General features: G+C 58.4%; 17 protein-coding genes and 1 tRNA gene. 11 read left to right on the forward strand and 7 right to left on the reverse strand.

Annotated elements, in window-relative coordinates; all coding sequences use genetic code 11:
• Positions 1-23 precede the first annotated feature (23 nt).
• The 4 genes from feoB to QMC91_RS01965 all read left to right on the forward strand — a co-directional run bounded on the left by feoB (position 24) and on the right by QMC91_RS01965 (position 3,968).
• Positions 24-1,085, forward strand: a complete 1,062-nt coding sequence (feoB, locus tag QMC91_RS01950; protein WP_300234687.1) for a ferrous iron transport protein B — start codon at positions 24-26, stop codon at positions 1,083-1,085.
• Complete coding sequence (locus tag QMC91_RS01955) at positions 1,082-1,528, forward strand: hypothetical protein (protein WP_300234572.1); 447 nt, start codon at positions 1,082-1,084, stop codon at positions 1,526-1,528. The genes feoB and QMC91_RS01955 overlap by 4 nt, the downstream gene beginning before the upstream one ends.
• A complete protein-coding gene (locus tag QMC91_RS01960; protein WP_300234574.1) occupies positions 1,525-1,806 on the forward strand; it encodes a hypothetical protein in 282 nt (93 codons plus the stop codon). Before QMC91_RS01955 ends, QMC91_RS01960 begins: the two co-directional genes overlap by 4 nt.
• A 500-nt stretch (positions 1,807-2,306) precedes the next feature.
• A complete protein-coding gene (locus QMC91_RS01965; RefSeq protein WP_300234577.1) occupies positions 2,307-3,968 on the forward strand; it encodes a S41 family peptidase in 1,662 nt (553 codons plus the stop codon).
• Between the two features lie 89 nt (positions 3,969-4,057).
• Here the strand turns inward: QMC91_RS01965 and QMC91_RS01970 are convergent, their stop codons facing one another.
• Positions 4,058-6,475: a CDC48 family AAA ATPase gene (locus tag QMC91_RS01970; RefSeq protein ID WP_300234580.1), complete on the reverse strand. Its 2,418-nt coding sequence runs from the start codon at positions 6,473-6,475 to the stop codon at positions 4,058-4,060.
• Between the two features lie 46 nt (positions 6,476-6,521).
• On the opposite strand from QMC91_RS01970, the gene larC reads away from it, so the two are divergent.
• Together larC and radB are read left to right on the forward strand one after the other, a co-directional pair.
• A complete protein-coding gene (larC, locus tag QMC91_RS01975) occupies positions 6,522-7,718 on the forward strand; it encodes a nickel pincer cofactor biosynthesis protein LarC (protein WP_300234584.1) in 1,197 nt (398 codons plus the stop codon).
• The gene (gene radB, locus QMC91_RS01980; protein ID WP_300234587.1) at positions 7,715-8,392 is read left to right on the forward strand and encodes a DNA repair and recombination protein RadB; all 678 of its coding nucleotides are present in this window, start codon (positions 7,715-7,717) and stop codon (positions 8,390-8,392) included. Before larC ends, radB begins: the two co-directional genes overlap by 4 nt.
• Here radB and dapF read toward each other — a convergent pair.
• A complete protein-coding gene (gene dapF, locus QMC91_RS01985) occupies positions 8,379-9,197 on the reverse strand; it encodes a diaminopimelate epimerase (RefSeq protein ID WP_300234589.1) in 819 nt (272 codons plus the stop codon). The genes radB and dapF overlap by 14 nt on opposite strands.
• A gap of 122 nt (positions 9,198-9,319) precedes the next feature.
• A tRNA-His gene (locus QMC91_RS01990) sits at positions 9,320-9,392 on the reverse strand.
• 340 nt (positions 9,393-9,732) lie between these two features.
• Between QMC91_RS01990 and infB the strand changes: the two genes are divergently transcribed.
• Positions 9,733-11,514, forward strand: a complete 1,782-nt coding sequence (infB, locus tag QMC91_RS01995) for a translation initiation factor IF-2 (protein WP_300234591.1) — start codon at positions 9,733-9,735, stop codon at positions 11,512-11,514.
• An 88-nt stretch (positions 11,515-11,602) separates the two neighbouring features.
• Positions 11,603-12,001: a 30S ribosomal protein S6e gene (locus QMC91_RS02000; RefSeq protein ID WP_300234594.1), complete on the forward strand. Its 399-nt coding sequence runs from the start codon at positions 11,603-11,605 to the stop codon at positions 11,999-12,001.
• A 159-nt stretch (positions 12,002-12,160) separates the two neighbouring features.
• Here QMC91_RS02000 and QMC91_RS02005 read toward each other — a convergent pair whose 3' ends face one another.
• Complete coding sequence (locus tag QMC91_RS02005; protein WP_300234597.1) at positions 12,161-12,874, reverse strand: glucose-6-phosphate isomerase family protein; 714 nt, start codon at positions 12,872-12,874, stop codon at positions 12,161-12,163.
• A complete protein-coding gene (locus QMC91_RS02010) occupies positions 12,874-14,154 on the reverse strand; it encodes a COG1361 S-layer family protein (RefSeq protein WP_300234598.1) in 1,281 nt (426 codons plus the stop codon). Before QMC91_RS02010 ends, QMC91_RS02005 begins: the two co-directional genes overlap by 1 nt.
• A gap of 64 nt (positions 14,155-14,218) precedes the next feature.
• Between QMC91_RS02010 and QMC91_RS02015 the strand changes: the two genes are divergently transcribed.
• Positions 14,219-15,037, forward strand: coding sequence for a TrmB family transcriptional regulator (locus QMC91_RS02015; RefSeq protein WP_300234600.1), 819 nt, complete (start codon positions 14,219-14,221; stop codon positions 15,035-15,037).
• Here QMC91_RS02015 and QMC91_RS02020 read toward each other — a convergent pair.
• Positions 14,988-15,734, reverse strand: coding sequence for a DUF128 domain-containing protein (locus QMC91_RS02020; protein ID WP_300234602.1), 747 nt, complete (start codon positions 15,732-15,734; stop codon positions 14,988-14,990). The genes QMC91_RS02015 and QMC91_RS02020 overlap by 50 nt on opposite strands.
• 290 nt (positions 15,735-16,024) lie before the next feature.
• Here QMC91_RS02020 and QMC91_RS02025 point away from each other — a divergent pair, with 290 nt between their 5' ends.
• Both QMC91_RS02025 and QMC91_RS02030 read left to right on the forward strand, forming a co-directional pair.
• Positions 16,025-16,987 (forward strand): hypothetical protein, encoded by a 963-nt coding sequence (locus QMC91_RS02025; RefSeq protein ID WP_300234605.1) that lies wholly within the window; start codon positions 16,025-16,027, stop codon positions 16,985-16,987.
• An 8-nt stretch (positions 16,988-16,995) separates the two neighbouring features.
• Positions 16,996-18,321, forward strand: a complete 1,326-nt coding sequence (locus QMC91_RS02030) for an NAD(P)/FAD-dependent oxidoreductase (protein ID WP_300234609.1) — start codon at positions 16,996-16,998, stop codon at positions 18,319-18,321.
• A 78-nt stretch (positions 18,322-18,399) separates the two neighbouring features.
• Here QMC91_RS02030 and QMC91_RS02035 read toward each other — a convergent pair whose 3' ends face one another.
• A complete protein-coding gene (locus QMC91_RS02035; RefSeq protein ID WP_300234611.1) occupies positions 18,400-20,022 on the reverse strand; it encodes a putative manganese-dependent inorganic diphosphatase in 1,623 nt (540 codons plus the stop codon).
• Positions 20,023-20,208 lie beyond the last annotated feature (186 nt).

Below are 20,208 nucleotides of genomic sequence, written 5' to 3' on the forward strand. Positions count from 1 at the left end.
TCGGTGCCCCATTTGCCACCGCGATCGAGGTTGCTGCCGGCCATCTCGCGGAACTGGTGGCCGGTTCGTTTGAGTCTGCCTGGCTTGCCTCGCTCCTCGGCGACGGGGTCATCGGTGGTCTCGGGGCGGTTCTCGTATTCCTCCCGAACATATTCATCCTCTTTCTGATCCTGGCGATACTCGAGGACTCAGGGTATCTCGCGAGAGCCGCATTCGTCATGGACAGGCCTCTCTATACCCTGGGTCTGCCTGGAAAAGCGTTCATCCCGATGCTTATCGGGTTCGGGTGCAATGTTCCGGCGATCATGGCTACGAGATCGATCGAGAACGAGAACGACCGGCTGCTCACGATCCTTGCAAACCCCTTCATGTCATGCAGCGCCAGACTGCCTGTGTATGTACTCCTGGCAGGAACGTTCTTCCCCGAACAGGCAGGAAGCGTTGTTTTCTTCCTCTACGTTCTCGGCATCGCTGTTGCGATCGTGTCTGCGAAACTTTTCAGGAGTACCATACTTCCAGGTGAGGTCTCACCGTTCGTAATGGAGATGCCACCCTACCGTCTCCCGACGGCGAAGATGGCGCTCCTCCAGACGTGGAGTCGAGGTTCGATGTATCTCCGGAAAGCCGGTACAGTCATATTTGGGGGCGTCGTTATCGTCTGGCTTCTTGCGTCGTTCCCGCCGGGCGTTGACTACGGGAGCGCCTGGAGTCTTGCCGGTATCATCGGTCACCTGCTTGAACCGCTTGTGGCGCCGCTCGGCTTTGACTGGAAGATCGCTGTTGCTTTGATCTTTGGGTTCATCGCAAAAGAGATCGTCATCGGGTCGCTTGGCACACTCTACGGAACTGGGGAGGAGACGCTTCCTGCAGCGTTACTCGCCGATCCAAGCATTTCGGCAGCGACGGCCCTCGCCCTGATGGTCTTTGTGCTCCTCTACACCCCTTGCGTTGCGGCGCTCGGCGTCATCAGGAAGGAGACTGGGTCGTGGAAGTGGACGTGTTTCTCGGTCACCTACGGTCTGATCGTCGCCTGGGTTCTGGCTTTAGTTGTTGGGCGCTTTGCCGCATTTGCCTGGGGTGCATGAGCATGAATGACAAGAACAAAGCTATATTCGGAGCGGTGCTTGGGGCGCTCTACACGGGCACCGGCATACTCCAGTTTGCATGCGCCTTCTTCGGTCCTGTGGGTGGTCTGGAGGGGTTCCACATATCCGGGGATCTCTTCAACGGGTTCGTGCTGCTCGTGATCGGGGCGGTTCTTATGACCGGTGCCTGGAAGGTCTCTGCCGGCGCCATGGAGGGTATACCCTTCATATGCGTCGGTCTCTTCCTTTCGACTGTCTTCGGGGTGGTTGCGCTCTGCTCAATCGGGGCCGGGGTACTTGAGGCCACGTTCTTTGCTGAGGGAGGAGAGACCGTGTGTTCGGCCGTGAACGTGATCAACCCGCTCCTTTATCTGGCGGCGGTAGGCGTCATCGGTCTCCTGGCATGGGGTAGAGAGTTCTTCAGGGGGGCTGGCGCATCATGATGCGAAAGATAGCAGAACGGATTGCCGGAGGAGGGGCCACAATCGGATCGCTTGCGGCCGATCTGGGTGTGGAACCGGATCTTCTGCTCGAACGACTCTTCATGATGGAACGACTCGGGTTCATCGAGCGAAGCGGACCTTGCTACGAACCCTCCGTTACCGAGAAATCTTTCTGCCTCCATTCTACCAGGTGCTCAGGCTGCGGCGTTGCCTGGATACCGGGGGGCGTGTCTTACGGCCTGACGGAGAAAGGGAAGCGGCTTGCGGGGGGCAAATGATCCAGGTTGGCCTTGATACCTGGACAAACCCAGAAGAAGATTAAGAGAAGGTAGGCTGAAGTATCTGCCGGGAACTAGGGCGGCAACCGTGCACTGACGGGAGTTCGGGTGAAGAGCCGCTCCCCGACCCCAGGGTTCGCCCTCACTTCTCGAATTTGAGGCGTCTCCGTCATGACCTGTATCTCTGCATGTCCTCTCCAACCTGCACGGGAGGACACGGTCGCTACAGGTTCATCGTGAGTTCCTGAACAGAGACTCGACGCGGTCTTTCTCGCTCACGCTGAACCACGCATGAATGCGTAGACTGATACAAGGCGATTGCGTCTGGCTGGCAGAGAGGGAAAGGAGTGAGAGAAGGCTGGTTTTGTGCAGGTCACCAAGGAGACATCCTGTATCACTCGCAACGGAAAGCCCGGTAACCACCTGGTGCAATGGGTTCCAATAATAAAGCGCAAACTTCAAATCACGTCATGGGGAAAGGGTTCACGAAATGGATCATTATGCTTCTCAGACACTCAACCTGGAGATTGCCCGGGATCGTCACTCTGGCTCTTACCCTCACCATTGCATACCCGGCGTGCGCCGGGATCTACACCGATTCCTGTGGAATGGTTTGGACTGACACCTGCGTTCCGTTCGAACGAAACAACGAGATAGCCTACAACGAAGAACTGGCTGCATCTTTCGCGCCCATCGCGGCCAACCTGACAGAACCCCCTCCCGATTTTAGCAACATATCCTGGAGTGACGCCTTCCGCGAGACCTGCACCTACATGGAGGAGCGCTACGCCTTTACAGAGTGGCGCGGTGTTGACTGGAACTCGCTTTACTCGACATACGCCCCAAAGATCGCTGAAGCCGAGAAGAACGGCGATAAGGCCGCATACTACCGCACGCTTCGTGAGTTCGTGTATGCCATCCCGGACGGGCACGTTCTGGTCCGCTCTACTGAGGACTTCGGGGCGAAGTACGCCGATATCGGAGGTGGCTACGGTCTGACCATCGCGCGACTCGATACGGGAGAGGTCATCGTGACCTACGTTGCGAACGGGAGCGATGCGGATGAGGCAGGGATCCTGTTTGGCGACGAGGTAGTCTCCTGGGACGGCCGACCGATCGTGGATGCGATCAACGCAACGCCGATCGTCTGGACCCCGATCAAGCCCTCAACCGCAGAAGGGACCCTCCTACACCAGCAACGGTACCTGACCCGGGCGCCTGTTGGGACGGTGGCGACCATCGGGTTCGTTTCTCAGAAGGATTCCCTCCTCCACATGGTTAACCTGACCGCAGTGGACGACGGTTACGACACCCTCACCCGGACAAGCGTCTTCCTCGGTCGCGAGGCAAACGACGGGAGAGCCGGATCATCGGCTGAACTTGAAACAATCATTACAGACGAGACTGTGACCTCAAGAACCCTGCCCGGAGGGGTTGTGTATATCGCAGTCTACGAGGAGGTCTACGACGCCTACCAGCCATTCACAACGGCGGTGAAGGATGCGATCGAGGATGGGACGCCAGGAATCGTCATCGACCTCCGGTTCAACAGGGGAGGAGACGACAACCTGGCCTCTGCCTTCGCCGGATGGTTCGTGGACCGGCCGATCTTCTATGAGTACGGCACTTTCTACGACCCAGGGACCGGTGAAACAACTGTCCTCTGGGAGTCCTGGACAAAACCCCGGCCCAACCGTTACGAAGGCCCTGTCGCCATCCTCGTAAGCCCCTATACTATCAGTTCCGGTGAGGGACTTCCTAAAGTCTTTGCCGAATCCGGAACGGGTGCGATAGTCTCGTGGTACGGGACGAACGGGGCATTCGGTATCGAGTCGATCGGCCCAACGCTCCCTCTCGGGATCGTGACGGCCTTCCCACAGGGCGCGTCGCTCGACGAGGACGGGAAGATCCAAGTCGACAGCAACGCATCGTTGGTCGGCGGGGTGGCGCCGACGGTGCGGGTGCCGCTCGACAGGGATACTCTGGCAAGGGCTATGGCCGGGGAGGATGTCCAGCTCGCCTACGCGGTTGACTGGCTCAAAGCAGAGGCGATGACCGAAAGCGCGGAGCACTCTCCTGTTCCCACGCAGAAAGCAGCGGCGGGTTTGGTGATCCCGCTCGCAGCGCTTGCGTTCCTCGCGGTTCAGTACGGCCGGCGATGACCTGGGGCTGTCCTCCCCATTTTTCAGTTCCAGCTGGAAAATGGGCCGATCACGCTATAAAAAGGAATTTTTCGGGTACCGGGACCCGCTTATTGGTATTCGAGCGGCTGTGTCTCTTTCGGCAGCCCGCCCTTGAAATACTGCTGGATCTTCTGGTAATACTCCCGCACCCGTTCGTTCATCGTCGCATGCACCTTCTCACGCGCCCGATCAAAGTGCTTCTGGCTCACGATTGTAGCGCCTTCTCGCATGGCGAGCATTGCTGCTTCCCGTGCGAGCGCCTCGAGGTCTGAGCCGACAAAACCCTCGGTATCGGCCGCAATCCTCCTGACGAGTTGCTTTCGCACCGGGTCATCAAGGGTTATCTTTTCGCGGGCGAAGAGATCGATGATCTTCTTTCGGCGAAGATACGTCCTGAGACCTTCTTCGTCGCCTGGTTTGATCGTGGCAAGGTGTTCCTTTACCTCATTGAGACTCACAGGCCGGTTTGCTCCGATGGCAAGAACCAGGTCTTCGAGATCGTTCTCAGAGAGACCTTCGGTCATCTCAACAAGTTCATCCATGGTCGAACCTTCGATCGGGATGTAACGGGTATGGATGCTGAGGATCTTTTCCCTGTCTTCCCGCCCGGGTTCGCCGACGTAGACGAGTCGGTCGAAGCGTCCGGGTCTCAGCAGAGCCGGGTCGACCATATCGGGACGATTGGTCGCGCCCATAACCACAACACCCCGCAACTCCTCGAGCCCGTCGATCTCGGTCAGGATCTGGTTTAAGACGCTCTCGGTGACGTGCGAGTCAGTGCCACCGCTACGAGCGGGGGTGAGGGCATCAAGTTCATCAAAGAAGATGATGGACGGCGCTACCTGCCGGGCCTTCTTAAAGACCTCGCGAACCGCCCTTTCACTCTCGCCAACCCATTTGGAGAGCAACTGTGGGCCCTTTATCGGCACGAAGTTCACGCCGCTCTCGCTTGCAACTGCCTTGGCGATGAGGGTCTTTCCCGTTCCCGGGGGGCCGTAAAGCAGGACACCCCTTGGAGGCTCGATGCCAAGATTCTCAAACTGTTCCCGCCGGGTGAGGGGATACTCCACCGCCTCGCGAACTTCCTGTTTCGCCTCTTCGAGCCCGCCGACATCTTCCCAGGATACGTGCGGGACCTCAAGAAGAATCTCTCGCATGGCGCTCGGCCCCACATCGCGAAGAGCCTCGCGGAAGTCCCTGGCCTGAACTTCCATCATCTCCAGGATCTCCTGGGGTATCTCATGAGTCTCAAGGTCGATCTCCGGGAGGTAGCGGCGCAACGCCTTGATCGCGGCCTCACGCGCCAGGGCAGCAAGGTCAGCTCCGACAAACCCATGAGTCTCCCTGGCGATCTCTTCGATCAGAACGTCATCTGCAAGAGGCATCCCGCGGGTGTGGATCTGGAGTACCTGTACTCGATCGTCCTCAGACGGCACCCCGATCTCGATCTCACGGTCAAATCGCCCCGGACGGCGGAGGGCAGGGTCGATGGCATCGATCCGGTTTGTGGCACCTATCACTACAACCTGTCCCCGCTCTTCAAGCCCGTCCATCATCGTCAGGAGCTGGGCAACAACGCGCCGCTCAACCTCCCCGGTCACCTCCTCGCGCCTGGGGGCGATAGAGTCAAGTTCGTCGATGAAGATGATCGCGGGAGCATGCTGCCGTGCGTCCTCAAAGACTTCGCGGAGTCTCTGCTCGCTCTCACCGTAGTACTTCGAGATCACCTCCGGACCTGCAATCGAGATGAAGTGCGCCCCGCTCTCGCTTGCAACTGCTTTTGCGATGAGGGTCTTTCCCGTCCCGGGCGGCCCATAGAGGAGGACGCCTTTTGGAGGCTCGATACCAAGCTTACGAAAGATCTCGGGGTGGCGCATCGGGAGTTCAATCGTCTCGCGAACCCGCTGCAACTCCTCTTTCAGACCGCCGATATCCTCGTAACTGATCCTCCTGACCCCCTCAAAACCGGCTGCAGGCTTCTCCGAGAACTCGATCTTTGTGTTTCTTGTGATTATCACGGCGTTCTCCGGTTCGACCACCACCGCTTTGAATGCAACGAGTTGAGGCTGCATGAATGGCAGACCCACCTGGATAGGCACGGAATCGTTCTTGACGACCGGGAAGTCGATCAGCCTGTTTACAACACTGCCGTAGTTGATCGGAAGCTGTTTTGGGAGGTCTTCTGGAGGTGCAAGCACCACCCGCTTAGCCTCGATCTCCTCATCGAGCGTTCGTACCCTGACACGATCGCCTATGCTTGCACCGGCGTTTAGCCGGGTGAAGTTATCGATCCTGACCTTGCCCTGATGCCAGTCGTTCACCATGGCGCGCCAGACCTTGGCTACGGTACGCCTTTTACCTTCGATAACGACAAGGTCTCCCGGGTTGAGACGGAGCTGCAGCATGGTATCGGGGTCAAGCCGTGCCTTGCCGGCCCCCTGATCCTCCGGGTAAGCGCTATCTACCTTCAAGTATATCTCTGGCATTACCTCTAATTCTTATATTTCGGGAATTTATAGGTACTGGAGTCGCATGAACGTAGTTCTCTTCGATCCGTTCAACGGAGCCGCAGGCGATATGATCATCGGATCCCTTCTTGACCTCGGGGCCGACGAGGATGCTGTCCGGGCTGCCATGCGTTCCGTCGTTGGCGAGCCAACAATCGAACGGGTAGACCGCTGCGGTCTCCAGGCGTTGCAGGTGGTAACACATGCCCCCACGCAGCACCGCACCCTGCAGGAGGTGCTCGACCGCCTGGCAGAGAGCGACGCCCCCAAAGAGGCGCTGGAGATGGCACACCGTGTCTTTCTCAGGATACACAGGGCGGAGGAAAGTATCCACGGGACTGGAGCGCATTTCCACGAGGTGGGTGCAGACGATGCTATAGCCGATGTGGTTGGGGCGTGCACCGCTCTACACAGCCTTGCTCCGGATGGCGTCGCCGTCCTACCGGTGGCACTTGGCCGCGGTTTTTCGACCGGCGCCCACGGCATATTTCCCATCCCCGCCCCGGCTACGGTGGCTATCCTTGCTGGATCGGATCTGCAGACGGTTCCCGGGGGCGAAGAGCGGGAACTCTGCACCCCGACGGGAGCCGCGCTCCTCGCCGAGTTTTCGACGATCAGGCCGGACGAGATTGGCCCGGGAAGAATCCTGGCGGTCGGTTACGGCGCGGGTAGCAGGAACACGCCTGAGAGACCAAACGTTCTACGGTCGATTTTCCTTGAAACGGGGGGCTATAACAGGGGGTCTGACCGGATCGATATCCTGGAGACAAACGTGGACGACGTGACAGGGGAGATGCTCGCCTACACCCTGGGTCGCCTGATGGAGGAGGGGGCACGGGATGCAACCGCCATACCCGTGTTGATGAAGAAAGGCCGTAGCGGCCATATCGTCCGGGTGATCTCCTCACCGGAGACCACAGGCCATCTCACGGAGGTGATGGCACGGGAACTCGGGACGCTCGGGATACGCTGCCTCCCGATGGTTCACCGTGCAGTCTCTGAACGGACTATAGAGAGCGTTAAAGTGAGATTTGGAGGAGAAGAGTGGTGGATCGATGTAAAGTGCGGGTGGTCGGAAGGCAGGATAACGTCCATCAAGGCGGAGTACGAGCAGGTGGCGCGGTGCGCACAGGAGACGGGGCTTTCGTTCCGTGAGGTTGCCGCAGGGGTGGAGGCAACTGCCCGCCGCCTCTTCATCGAGCGGGGTATGCTGGGTCCATGAAACCTGATCGGGTCAGCACCGGTAGCCCGGCCCTTGACGACCTCCTTGGCGGCGGACTGGAGCGAGGCGCCATCACCCAGATCTACGGCGAACCAGCAAGCGGGAAAAGCGTATTCTGTCTGATGGCGACGGTGGCCGTCCTCCGGGCTGGATACTCGGTCGTCTACATCGACACGGAGGGGTTCTCGGTTGAACGGTTTGCGCAGATCGCTGGTGGGGATCCAGGAGAACTCGCAGAGCGTCTATACCTATTTGAACCGCTTGATTTCACACAGCAGGGAACCATGATCGCCGATACCGAGGCGCTGCTTAAGAAGACCGGGCTGGCGCCTGTGGGGCTGCTGGTGATGGACTCGGCGACTGCCCTCTACCGAATGGAACTTGACCTTGGACGGGAGGCGTTGCGCAAACTCTCGCATCACATGATAAAACTCCTTGGACTGGCAAGGAAGTACGAGATCCCGGTCCTGATCACAAACCAGATCTACATGGACCTGGAACGCGAACGTGTGGCGGGCCTCGGGGGGACGGCGCTTGAACACCTCTCGAAGGCTATAGTGCGGCTTGAAAAGAGAGATAGTGCCCGGAGGGCAGTCCTCCTGAAACACCGATCCCGACCGGAAGGACTCTCGTTCGATTTTGTGATCACCGGCGAAGGCATCAGAACGTTATAACGCCCGAAAAGACGGTCTCCGCCGGGCCTTCCATCGTGACGATCTTCTCGAACCTGATCACGAGCGGGCCGCCTATCGTCTCCACCAGCACAGTATCCCCCACACGACCAAGACGGCGGGCGACCGCCGCCGATGCTGTGGCGCCTGTGCCGCAGCTCGCGGTCTCGCTCTCAACACCGCGCTCAAAAGTCCGGATCCGGATCTTATCCGTCCCGAGTCTCTCTACGAAGTTGACGTTTGCGCCCTCCGGGAATGTGGGGTGGTGCCGGATTACCGGGGCGATGGTCTCGATCTCGACGGAGTCGATATCATCGACAAAGATGACAGCGTGCGGGACACCGATGTTTGCAGCATAGACGGTGAACCCGCAGATCTCCTCCTGGTAATCCCCTCTCCCGGTGGCGGGGATTACGCTACGCTCAAACGCCGGTTCTGGCATGGTGATCGTCGCGGCAAACTCGTCGTCCGAGTAGCCCATCGAGACGGGTACGATCCCCGCCCCTGTCTCGATCTTGCAGGACTCTTTCACATAGCCCGCGTCGTAGGCGTATTTTGCAAGACAACGGATGCCGTTCCCGCACATTGCGGCCTCGCTCTCGTCGGGCTGGAAAAGTCTCATCCGGATCTCTGCTTTATCAGATGGCTGGAGGTAAAGAACACCGTCAGCACCGATGCCAAACCTCCGGTCACAGTAGAGCGCTGCAAAAGTTCCTTTCATCTCGTCCGGGATGACTTCCTGATCAAATTCATCGATCAGTATAAAGTCGTTGCCATTTCCCTGCAGTTTGGTGAACGTGATCTCCATGGCATAGCCTCTTTACGTAGATATTGGGAGCGGCGGGTGATAAACCGTTTTGATGACCTGATGTTACCCCGGCACTTCAAGAACCTGATCTGGAGGCAGCGTCCAGAAGTAGCACGAAAAGAGGCCAGGGCCGAGATTCGAACCCGGGTCGAGGGATCCACAGTCCCTTAGGATAACCAACTACCCCACCCTGGCAAAGTGCTCATAATAGTTGGCAGTCGGGTTTGATTAAGGTATCTCTCCCCGCGCAGTTCTTCAGCGCCTCCGATCTCCGATGGGCGCATGGGGCACCACGTCCTACCGGATTATCAGGTCTCCTGCTGTCACCTCAGGCCGTGCAACTGACTGTTGTCCGGGAGGGCGAGTTATTAATAGAGACCGTGCTCTATAACATACCAGTATTCAGGGGCCTGTTGACGCCCTCCAGGGGTGGCAGAACCGATCCAGATCAGGTCGTGGTTCGGGAGAACCTGAGGTCAATATTACAGGGTTTTCGAGTTTATTCACCCATAGATAGATGCTGCAGGTGATCACCATGGCAAAGCAATCAGCGATCAGAACTCCCATCGTCTGTGTGATGGGGCATGTAGATCACGGCAAGACGTCGCTCCTTGACCGGATCCGGGGTTCATCCGTGGTATCCACCGAAGAGGGTGCGATTACACAGCATATCGGTGCCACGCTGGTTCCAATCGATGCAATCGTAAGGATGAGCGGTGCACTGAGCAAGGTCAACATCAACGTACCTGGTCTCCTCTTCATAGATACCCCCGGCCACCATGCCTTCACCACGCTACGTGCGCGCGGCGGAGCGCTCGCCGACATGGCGATCGTGGTTGTGGACATCAACGAAGGGTTCCGCCCTCAGACGATAGAGGCCCTCCAGATCCTTCGTAACTACAAGACTCCTTTTGTGATCGCGGCGAACAAGGTCGACCGAATCCACGGCTGGCGCGTCCACGAGGGGCAGCCTTTCTTAAAGACGTTTGCACAGCAGAACGAGCGCGTCCAGGGCGTGCTCGAGACCCGGCTATATGAACTCGTCGGCAAACTCTCCGACCTCGGGTTCAACTCCGAGCGGTTCGACCGGGTCTCGGACTTCGCACGGAACATATGCATCGTGCCCACGAGCGCCATCACCGGCGAGGGCGTTCCGGACATCCTGATGGTGCTGATAGGGCTCGCCCAGCGATACATGACCGAGAGTCTCAGGGTCACCGCGGAGGGTCCCGGCGCCGGCACGGTGCTTGAGGTGAAGGAGGAGCGCGGGCTCGGACTGACACTCGATCTGATCCTTTACGATGGGACGCTCAGGGTCGGAGACGAGATCGTTGTCGCAGGAAACGACCAGATCATCGTGACAAAAGTGCGCTCCCTCTTAAAACCCAGGCCGATGAGCGAGATCCTGGTTGAAGAGCGGTTCGAGCGTGTCAGATCGGTCACCGCAGCGGCGGGCATCAAGGTCGCCGCCCCCAAACTGGATGGCGTCATAGCGGGTTCTCCCTTGCGCGTCGTCCGGGGTGGGAACCGCGACGAGGTTATCGAACAGGTCCGTCACGAGGTCCAGGACATCCAGGTGAAACTCTCCGATACCGGTGTTATTATACGGGCGGACACCATCGGCGCCCTCGAGGCTCTCTCAAAAGAACTCGAGAGCCACCAGATCCAGGTTATGCGGGCAGCCGTTGGCCCGGTCACCCGCCACGACGTCATCGAGGCCGGGACCATCAGGGACCCACTATACAGTGCGATCCTCGCCTTTAATACCCCCGTGCTGCCGGACGCGGTCGACGCTCTGGCAGACGCCTCGATGTCCCACGTCAGCATATTCGAGGGAGGGGTCATTTACCAGCTAATCGATGATTACATTGAGTGGCGGGAGGAAAAGAGGCAGGAACTCGAGCGGCAGAGGTTTGAGAGGGTTATCATGCCCGCCAGGATCCGGATCCTTCCGGATTGCATCTTCCGGCAGAGCAACCCCGCGGTGGTCGGCGTCCGAGTCCTCGGCGGGAAACTCCAGAGCGGGGTTGACCTTATCCTTCCAGGCGGGAAGAAAGTGGGCCGGATCAAACAGATCCAGGAGAGGAACGAGACCATTCAGGAGGCAGAGGCGGGCAAAGAGGTGGCGATCTCGATCGAAGGGGCAACAGTCGGCCGCCAGATCAATGTCAATGATGAACTTTATGTCGATATACCTGAACGGCATGTAAAGGTGATCGAGCGCGAGATGATAGAGAACCTGCGCCCGGACATGCGCGAGACGCTGGAGGAGTTCACATCTATCAAACGCCGGGACGACCCTTTCTGGGGGAAGTGAGCCCACTTCCGGGGCTCCAGCCACTCAGAGGTAGTCTTTTAATACCATATCCCCAAAGTGTATAGGTAGTTTTGATGGAGTCGTCAAGATGGCAGAGTTCAAAATAGTCCTATCAGACCCGGAGACCGGTCGTTCATATAAGGTCGATGCGACCGGTCCCGCCGCAGGAGCACTCGTAGGCAGGCATATCGGTGATGAGATCGATGGCGGCGTTCTCGGTTTTGCGGGCTACAAAATCCGGATCACCGGCGCCTCTGATCGAACGGGCATTCCCGCGCGCCGTGACCTCCCGGGTCCGGCACGCAGAAGGCTCCTGCTCGCCAGGGGTGTCGGGTTCCACCCGATCAGAGAAGGGGAACGCCGGAGGAAATCGGTGCGTGGCAACGAGATCAGCGCTGATATCGTCCAGATCAACGCCGTTGTGGCACAGCGCGGTGCAAAGCCCCTGGAAGAATACTTCAACCGTCCAGAAGCAGCGTCCGAATAAACGAATCCCTTATTTTTCTGGTCCATAGCCAGTATCCGGGCTATTCTGTGATTTTCCAGCGATGCGGCAGGGCCACCACGCCTTGTATCTCATATCGTGTTTCTGTGATGGCCACAGACGGTGGCCACCATGGCGAGATCGCCTTCAGCGACGCCCCTGTTACTGGATTTTCCGGAGAGCACCGGCCGTGATCTCCCTGTAATCTTCGGGACGGTTCAGGAAAGCAACAGATCGAGATCGGCCGACGAGATCGTACAGCCCTACCCCTCTCTCGATCCCGAGTTCCTGAATCTCAACCGGATCGCAGTGGCGCACAGGTGGCACCGGGGGATAATGTGGGTTCTTAACCAGCGCACCCCCTTCCATCTCGTAGTAGGCTGCACCATGCCTTTCCACGTAGGGGCCGTAATCGCTGGAGAACTCCGAAGATACCAGGTTTGCCATAACGAGGTCCTCGTCTCCAGGGTTTATGGTCACGTGGCCGTACCCTGGCGGTATCAGGACTTTCTCGCCGACGTGGGCCTCGATCATCACAACGTCATCGGCAGTGTTTGTCTGGAGGAGGTAGTGTCCCCTGCCTTTGAGCACCTCGTAGATCTCAGGATAATACTCGCCTGCAGGGTTCCTGGGGTGGTAGTGGCCCTTTGTCTTGACGTACTCCCCGCAGAGAACGCGAGCCGGGATGACGGTGATGTCGTAGCGGAGATGGTGCTGCCGTAACCAGTCCCAATCGCTCTTGCTCCTGGCGAGATCACGATACATAAAATAGAGGGGTTGATCAGAGGTACAGCCGGGATCTGCAAGCACATCCCGCATATCCTCGATCGTCCTTACCTGCGGCTCCGGTATTGGTCCGTCCCAGTAGCCGTTCATCACTGTTTCTTACGGTACACGAATATATAATACCCTGCCCCGATGATAACGGCCAGAATGACGATGATAAAGATGGTATTTGTGAATAAAGCGCCCTGTCTGCGCTCGAGCGCAACCTGCACCTTCATGGTGCTGGATATCTTGCTGTTGTCGAGTGCGTCACGGTAACGGATCTCAGAGTCTATCCCGTACTTCTTCTCGGTGGCGTCGGTATCAACGTTCACCTCAAACCGTGCTGTCGCGGTCTCACCGGGGGCGAGGTCGCCGAGGTAAGCGGTGTCATCGCTGCTCGTGAATGGGCCGACAGCGCTGATACGGGCCTGAGCGCTGTAGACAGGCGCCGCTCCGACGTTCTTATACGTTACCTCAAGGATACTCTTCTGTCCCAGGTAGAGGGTTGTGGGTGGTGAGACAATCTCAAAGTCGATCTTGCCGCCAACCTGAGGTCCGATCGTCACCGCCTTTGATGTCACCGTCTTTCCTTCGTAGTTCTCGTAGGTTACCGCGACATCCAGCGGATAGGACTGCTCTTCTGCGGTGTCGGCAACCGAGACCTTGAACTTCACTTCCACCGTATCTCCAGGCCCAAACGTCCCTATGTAGGCGTTGCCGTCGGTGGGGATGAGGGGGCTTGAGCCACTTCTCGCGATCTTTACGATAGCATTCTCCCCCGTATCGTGCCCGACGTTCTTTACGCTCAGGTAGATGTAGCCTTCAGTGCCAACGTTCACCGATTCTGTGCGCACGTCAAGAACCTCGATCCGGAGATCAGGGGTGACACGCACCTCGAGTGGCAGGGTCTCGGTCTTCCGGATGTAGTTGTAGCGGAGTACGTCTGTGTAGTCATCCATCGTCTCCATGTAGGTGTAGGTCACCTGGAGCGGCAACGTGTATGTCCCGGGTTTTGCCGAGTCCGCTACCTTCACATTGAATGTGGCGGTCGCGTATGCCCCACCCCTGATGTCGCCTACAAACTGTGGGTCTGTCTTGACAGTGAAAGGCGCATCTCCACTCTTCAGTGCCACTGTGGCCAGTTTTGCTGTGTTCGGCTGATCATCTGGAGGCATCGACGGGACGGCGATCTTGACGGTGTTCAGGCCAGTGTTTGATATGGTGACCGTGACCGGGGTCTCATCCCCGGGTGTAAACTCGTTTGTGCCGGCGATCGTTGCAGAGAGTTCGGGGCTCCCGTAGAGGTACTTGACGCCCTGCGCCGACCCGGGCGCAGCGACCACGAGTGCCATCACGAGCACCAGGAGAGGTATGTAGTGCAAACGCATCTCTTCACCCTGTTGTTATGTTAACAACAACATTTATTGCCATACTGTATATATACATGATGGAATGACGACTTCCCGGGACGTTCCTGCCCCCCTGCTGGAATCGCTGAAATCTCTGGGGCTTACGAAGTACGAAGCCCTGGTTTATATTGGTCTCCTCAGGGTTGCGGACGCGACGGCGACGGAGGTTCACGAGATCTCCGGTGTGCCGCGCGCATCTGTATACCCGGTTCTCGACCACCTCGTCCAGAAAGAACTGGTCAACGTCTCTCACACGGTGCCTAAAAGGTTCGATGCTGTCCCCCCTGAACAGGGTATCGAGAACCTTATGCGCAGGATCAGGAGTGATGCAGAGAGCGCACGGGAGGCCCTTGAGGTCTTCTACCGGGAGAAAGAGCTGATAGACCGGGGTGCCCGGGAGCTCATCTGGACAATCTATGGCGAGGAGAATATCAAGACCCGGCTTGCAGGTATCCTGCGCAGCGCCGAACATAGCGTGGAGGTGCTTGCGACCCGGGATCTCCTCTACGAGACAGTCCTCCCCCTGCTCGAACCCCTTCCAGAGTCGGTGGAGGTGGAGATCATCACCGCCTGCCGGGATGAGGGTGAATTGCCGTCTCGGTTCAGGCTCCATCTCCTTTCTCTGACAGGTTCTATGGGGAGACTGCTACCCTACGAGAGGTCAGGCGTCTTCCTGGTGGACGATGCCCGAGCGCTGGTCTGGGTTGGAGAGGTTGACGGCCAGCCATCTGCGCTCTACTCGGAGTCTGGGGGGCTTCTCCTGTTTGTGCAGCGGCATATCACCACAGTCAAGGAATGGGCGATGACCGTGGTCAATAATCAGCCAGGTAACCCATCTTCTGTATATCGATCAACCCCTTGAGCGCCCGGGTTACCACAGGCCTTCCAGCCTCCCTGAGTGCCGCCATTGTGTTAGTGCCGCCGACAAATGCAACGCCCAGGTACTGTGGACTTACAGGGACACCGAGCAGCGGGAGATTTGGAGCACCGAGCTCCAGGATCCCGGAGAAACCGAACCCAGAGAGTTCGTCGAGTGTTGTCTCCAGGACTTGCTCGGCTTCCATATGGCATTCCCGGATGTTTGCGAGGATGTTTCCAGTTCCATGCCGCATTACATCCAGGATCGACGTTAACTCCTGGGAGATCAGGACCTCCAGCGGGTCGAGTGTTGTATCGCGGTAGAGGATCATGGCTGTAAACCGTCGGGGTGCCCTCCCTTCGATCTCGACTATCCCGCCCCCTATGGGGTTTAGCGGAATCCCCCGCCGGATGAGGAGGGCATCGAGGGTGATGCTGCAGATTGTGCATATTGCGTTTCGATCTTCCGCCACGGTGTAGCCATCGACCTGTTCTCCAGGCCCGGCGATGAGTAGCCTGTCGCTGAGGGTGAGGCCCTGCCGGTGCGCCTCCTTCATGATGGAGATCGCGAACTCGAGGTCGCGGCTCTCGATGACCGAGATGTTGTAGATCACAGTTCCAGCATTCTCCTCCGGGCGGTAGGTTACCCTGAGCGCGTATTCCTCGATGCGGTGATTGGTAAACTTCAGGGGAGCATGCATTACCAGGTTTCTTGCCGTGGCAGGGGAAAAAGGGTTGCCTTCAGGATCGGGTGAACCTCATTTGAGTTGCAGGTTTTTTTTATGCCTTCGGTCCAGCCAATCATGTCACGACAGGCTGTATGTGTGAGTCCGCCGGTATTGTTGATAGAAAGTATGGTCCCACTCGTCTGCAGGTTTTTTGAGATTGGTCAATCAGCATCATTCACCCTCTCGCGGCATGCCCGCCCACACCGAGCCCGGGCCTACAAAAGGAAAAGTTGTTCTACCTCTCTGTAATATCAATTAGATGAATGGATAGTGCGACCCGGGAAAAAGCCCGGAACGTGTTGAAGCGGATCCTTGCCGCGGCTTCTTACGACGTCGAAGAGGTAGGCGATCCGCTGGACCTATCGGCGGTCGGGAGCGAGGATGCCCTGGTTGTGCTCTGCTCGGACGACCCTGAGACGATCGAGAGTTTCGATTTTATGACATACCGCCTGCGCATAGGTGAAGAGGACTGGGTCTGTAGAAAACTACTCTTTACGATGAACCCAGAGGTGCTGACGGAGGACTGCATCCGGTGGGGCCCGGATGAGTTTGTCCAGCAGGCTGGCAGAGCCGCTCTGGCGGAGGTTCTCGGGCAGCGTCTGCTCCTGGACATTCAACGACCGGAGCTGGATCTCCCCGAGAGGCGGGTCGAGGCCGCGCCCCCGATGGAGGAGGGGCTTGAAAGGGGGCCTGAACTTCCCCATCTACCAGTCAGGGTCACCGAGAAGCGCGCCTGCGAGATCGCAGGAGTGAAGGGGACGGTGAAATGCCGGTTAATCCCTTACTGGCGTTACACCTACGTGAGCAGCGGCGAGCGCGAGGTCAAGGGCCGACTGGTCTCCTTCGATTCTGAGGGGAGCGGCGCAATCAACGCCATAAATGGCCTGAAGATGGAGATCAACCTTGACGATATCGAGCGTGACTCTACCCCCCCTGACTCCGAGATCGTGCCCCCAAGGCTTATGCGTGAGGATGTGGAGGAGGAGATCCTGCGGGAGGTCACAGAGATGCTCACCCAGCGGATCCGGTTCCGATACGAGAAGGGAGATACTATCTTTTATGAGGAGAAGACCCTCAAGCCCGACCGTAACAGTATCAGGATCGAACTTGAGACTATATACGTGCCGGTATGGCAGATCCGGGGCGGTAGTAAGATCGTTGAGGTCAATGCGTTCAGCGGCGAGATCCTTTCGACGCCGATGGACGAGGGAGTTGAACTTCTGTAGGTAAAGCCATGATCGTCGTCATCGGTGGAGGGCCTGCAGGCAGGCTCGGGGCTATGCACCTTGCACAGGCTGGCAGGGAGGTTCGGCTTGTCGAGCAGCGCAAGATAGGTGGCCAGTGTCTGCACGATCGGTGCATGACGATCTGCGCTTTAAACGACGTGGCACGTCTGGTAGAGCAGGCAAGGACGCAGAAGGATCTCGGCATTCTGGACGATGTTCCGAGAGTCTCTTACCCGGCGATCTGGAGACGGATGCGCGAGGTTCAGGAGAGACTCTCCCTCGTCCTCGATGCTGAGACCCGGGAGGCCGGGGTCGAGATCGTATATGGTGCTGTAGGCCGACTTGAGGGGGCCCGGGTCTTCATCGATGATGAAGAGGTCAGGGCAGAGGCCGTCCTGGCTGCGACGGGGTCGCGGGCGGCGATCCCCGATCTCCCGGGCACCGATCTGCCCGGGGTCTACACCTACCAGACGCTCCCTGAGATGCAGGACACCCCCCGTCGAATGGTGGTGATCGGTGGCGGGGTGGTTGCGGCTGAGTTTGCCTTTATATTCAACGCCTTCGGAGTTGAGGTTGAGGTGATCGCCCGGCATGAACTGCTGAAGGATCTCGATCCGAAGATGCGGTCCGCAGCGCTGCGCGACCTTGCCGGGGTCGGGATTCGGGAGCAGACCGGCGTCGCGAGCATCGAAGGGGGCGGACGCGTCCGCTCGGTCATCCTCGCTGACGGTGAAGAGATCGAGGCCGGGGCAGTCCTGCTGGCAACAGGCCTCGTCCCCCGCTCGGAGTCACTCCAGGGTCCTTTGAAGCGGCCGAACGGCGCGGTCATCGTAGATCAGCGGATGAGAACGAGCGTTGAGAACGTCTATGCCGCAGGCGATCTCATAGGTCCGCCATATCTCACCCCCGCCGCCCGGCGGGAGGGCGTGGTTGCGGCCGAGAACATCCTCGGTCACGATACCGTCATGGACTACACCTGCATCCCGCAGACGATATCTCTCCGCTACGACCACTCCTTTGTCTCGACGGGAGGGGAGGATGAAGCGCTCACCCTTTCATCTCCGGCCCCCGCCGGGTCGGGCTCGTTCTGGGATGTGGCGGGTGGCTGGACTGGACTTGCCCGGATCAGGGTCGATCCCGGGAGCGGGAGGCTCGTCGGGGCGGCTGCCGCCGCTCCGGGGGTCTCGCCTATCTTCTCGTATCTGAGTTACCTGATGAAGCAGGGCATCGCAGTGGCCGATTTTGCCGATATCATCGAGGTACATCCCTCGACTGACGGGATCTACTGGCTTGCCCGATACGCTGAGGAGATACTACAGCAGAAGAAGGGGTGAGTTTGAGGAATCTTCGAACGGTTCCTCCCCCGCGCCCGGCATATCCACATATCCCGGGGTGAGGGAGTCCCGGCGGGTCTAGACCTGCCGGAGCATCTGCCCGAATTTCGGGATAAAATCTTTTTTCCGGGACATCACACCCTCAAGCCTGACGGGCTGGTCCCGCAGTCCAAGTTTGGAGACACAACCCTCATCCCCGGCGGCAAAGAGATCGCTTGCGTTCTCAAAGATGTTTGTAAAGAGGGCAAAGAAGCAGTCGACTCCAAACGCTGCCCTCAGGCGCTCAAGTTCGGCGCGGATCTCCTCTGCCTGGTTCTGTGCGAAGTCAAACGAAGAGGTCATCACCTGCGAGACCATGATGCTCTTCCCGAAGAGGTTGTAGCGCTTCATGTCCCTGGTGAGGAGTTCGTCTTTCGGGAGGGAGTCGAGATCCATGCCCTTCCGGATCAGTTCAGCACCAAAAGTGGTCGGATCGACCCCCGCGATCGCCGCAAGGTAGTCCACTGCCCGTATGTCCGCGGGTGTGGTGGTTGAGAGTTTCATCACCATGGTGTCGGAGAGGATTCCGGCAAGCAGGATCCCGGCGATTGAGGGTGAGGGCTCTACCCCGGCCTCGATGAACTTGTTTGCGATGATCGTTGAGGTCGAACCCACCGGGTCATTGAGGAACTTCACAGGCTTTAAGGTGGATATCGCGCCGAGACGGTGGTGATCGATGATCTCCAGGATGTCTGCCTTCTCGATCCCGTCGACGGCCTGTGAGTACTCGTTGTGGTCGAGGAGGATCACCGGTTTCTGGACCTCCTGCATCAACGTCGTACGCGACACAAGCCCTATATGCTCCCCATCTTCGCCGACGACGCAGGCTGTCCTGAACTTTGAGTTCGAGACAACATCTTTTGCATAGTTAAGCGAGTCCTCCAGGCGGACCGTGGGAACGTCAGTCTCCATGATCATGCGCGCTGGCAGGGAAAGGCTGATCATCTTGCCGACGCTGAAAGCGTCAAGCGTTGTTGCGAGGATCGAGGCCCCACGTGCCCTGGCGGCCTCGATCACTCGTTCACCCACTGGCGCCCCCTCAGCGATTATGAGCGCGGCGACCCCTGCAGATATCAGCGCAAGCTGGGCGGGTTCGTTATCGCCAACGATCGCAATGTCGTCTGGAGTCATCCTGGAGAGGGTGACGTGCAGGGCGTCGATGACCGTGTAGACCCGTCCATCCCCGAGCATCTCGTGCGCCTGGACTACCACCCGCGCATCCAGGATGCGGGCGAGGGTCTCAAGCGGCATCGGGACGAGAGAGAGTTGCTCCCTGGGGTTCTTCCGGACGTAGGCCCGGGCGAGACCGTACTCGCTGACCAGACCGACCAGTCTTCCCCTGTCGTCAGTGATCGGCATGTTGCGCATATCGTAGGTATCCATCATCTCGACCACATCGATCGCCGGGAGATCCTGGCGGGCACAGCGGGTGTCGAGAGGTATATCCGATACGGTGGGCTCGACGCTTTCTATGTATACAGGCGGCTCTACGTTAAAAGTCTCAAGAGCAAACCGCGCTTCCGGGCCAACCTTCCCACAGCGACCCGGGATGTACTTCCCCGGTTCAGCGTGGTTGCGTAACTCTGCGTAACCAATGACGCTACAGATGCTATCGGTGTCAGGTTGCTTGTGACCGATGATATAGACCTTATTCTGTCCCATGCTCTCCTCGGATCCCCGGCGGGGGAACGGTTATCCGTAGAGGTATCACCCTCTGCCATCAAAGGTTTTATCCAGGGCGGTCTCTTCCTGGTATGCCTTCTGCGACCGGGGGGGCATGCGTAATTTCATAGTCCAGAAGACCGGAAACTCTTATGAGCACATCCATGGTAACCGGGGTTCACAGAA

The organism is Methanoculleus sp., from assembly GCF_030019085.1.
Classification (GTDB): Archaea; Halobacteriota; Methanomicrobia; order Methanomicrobiales; family Methanoculleaceae; genus Methanoculleus.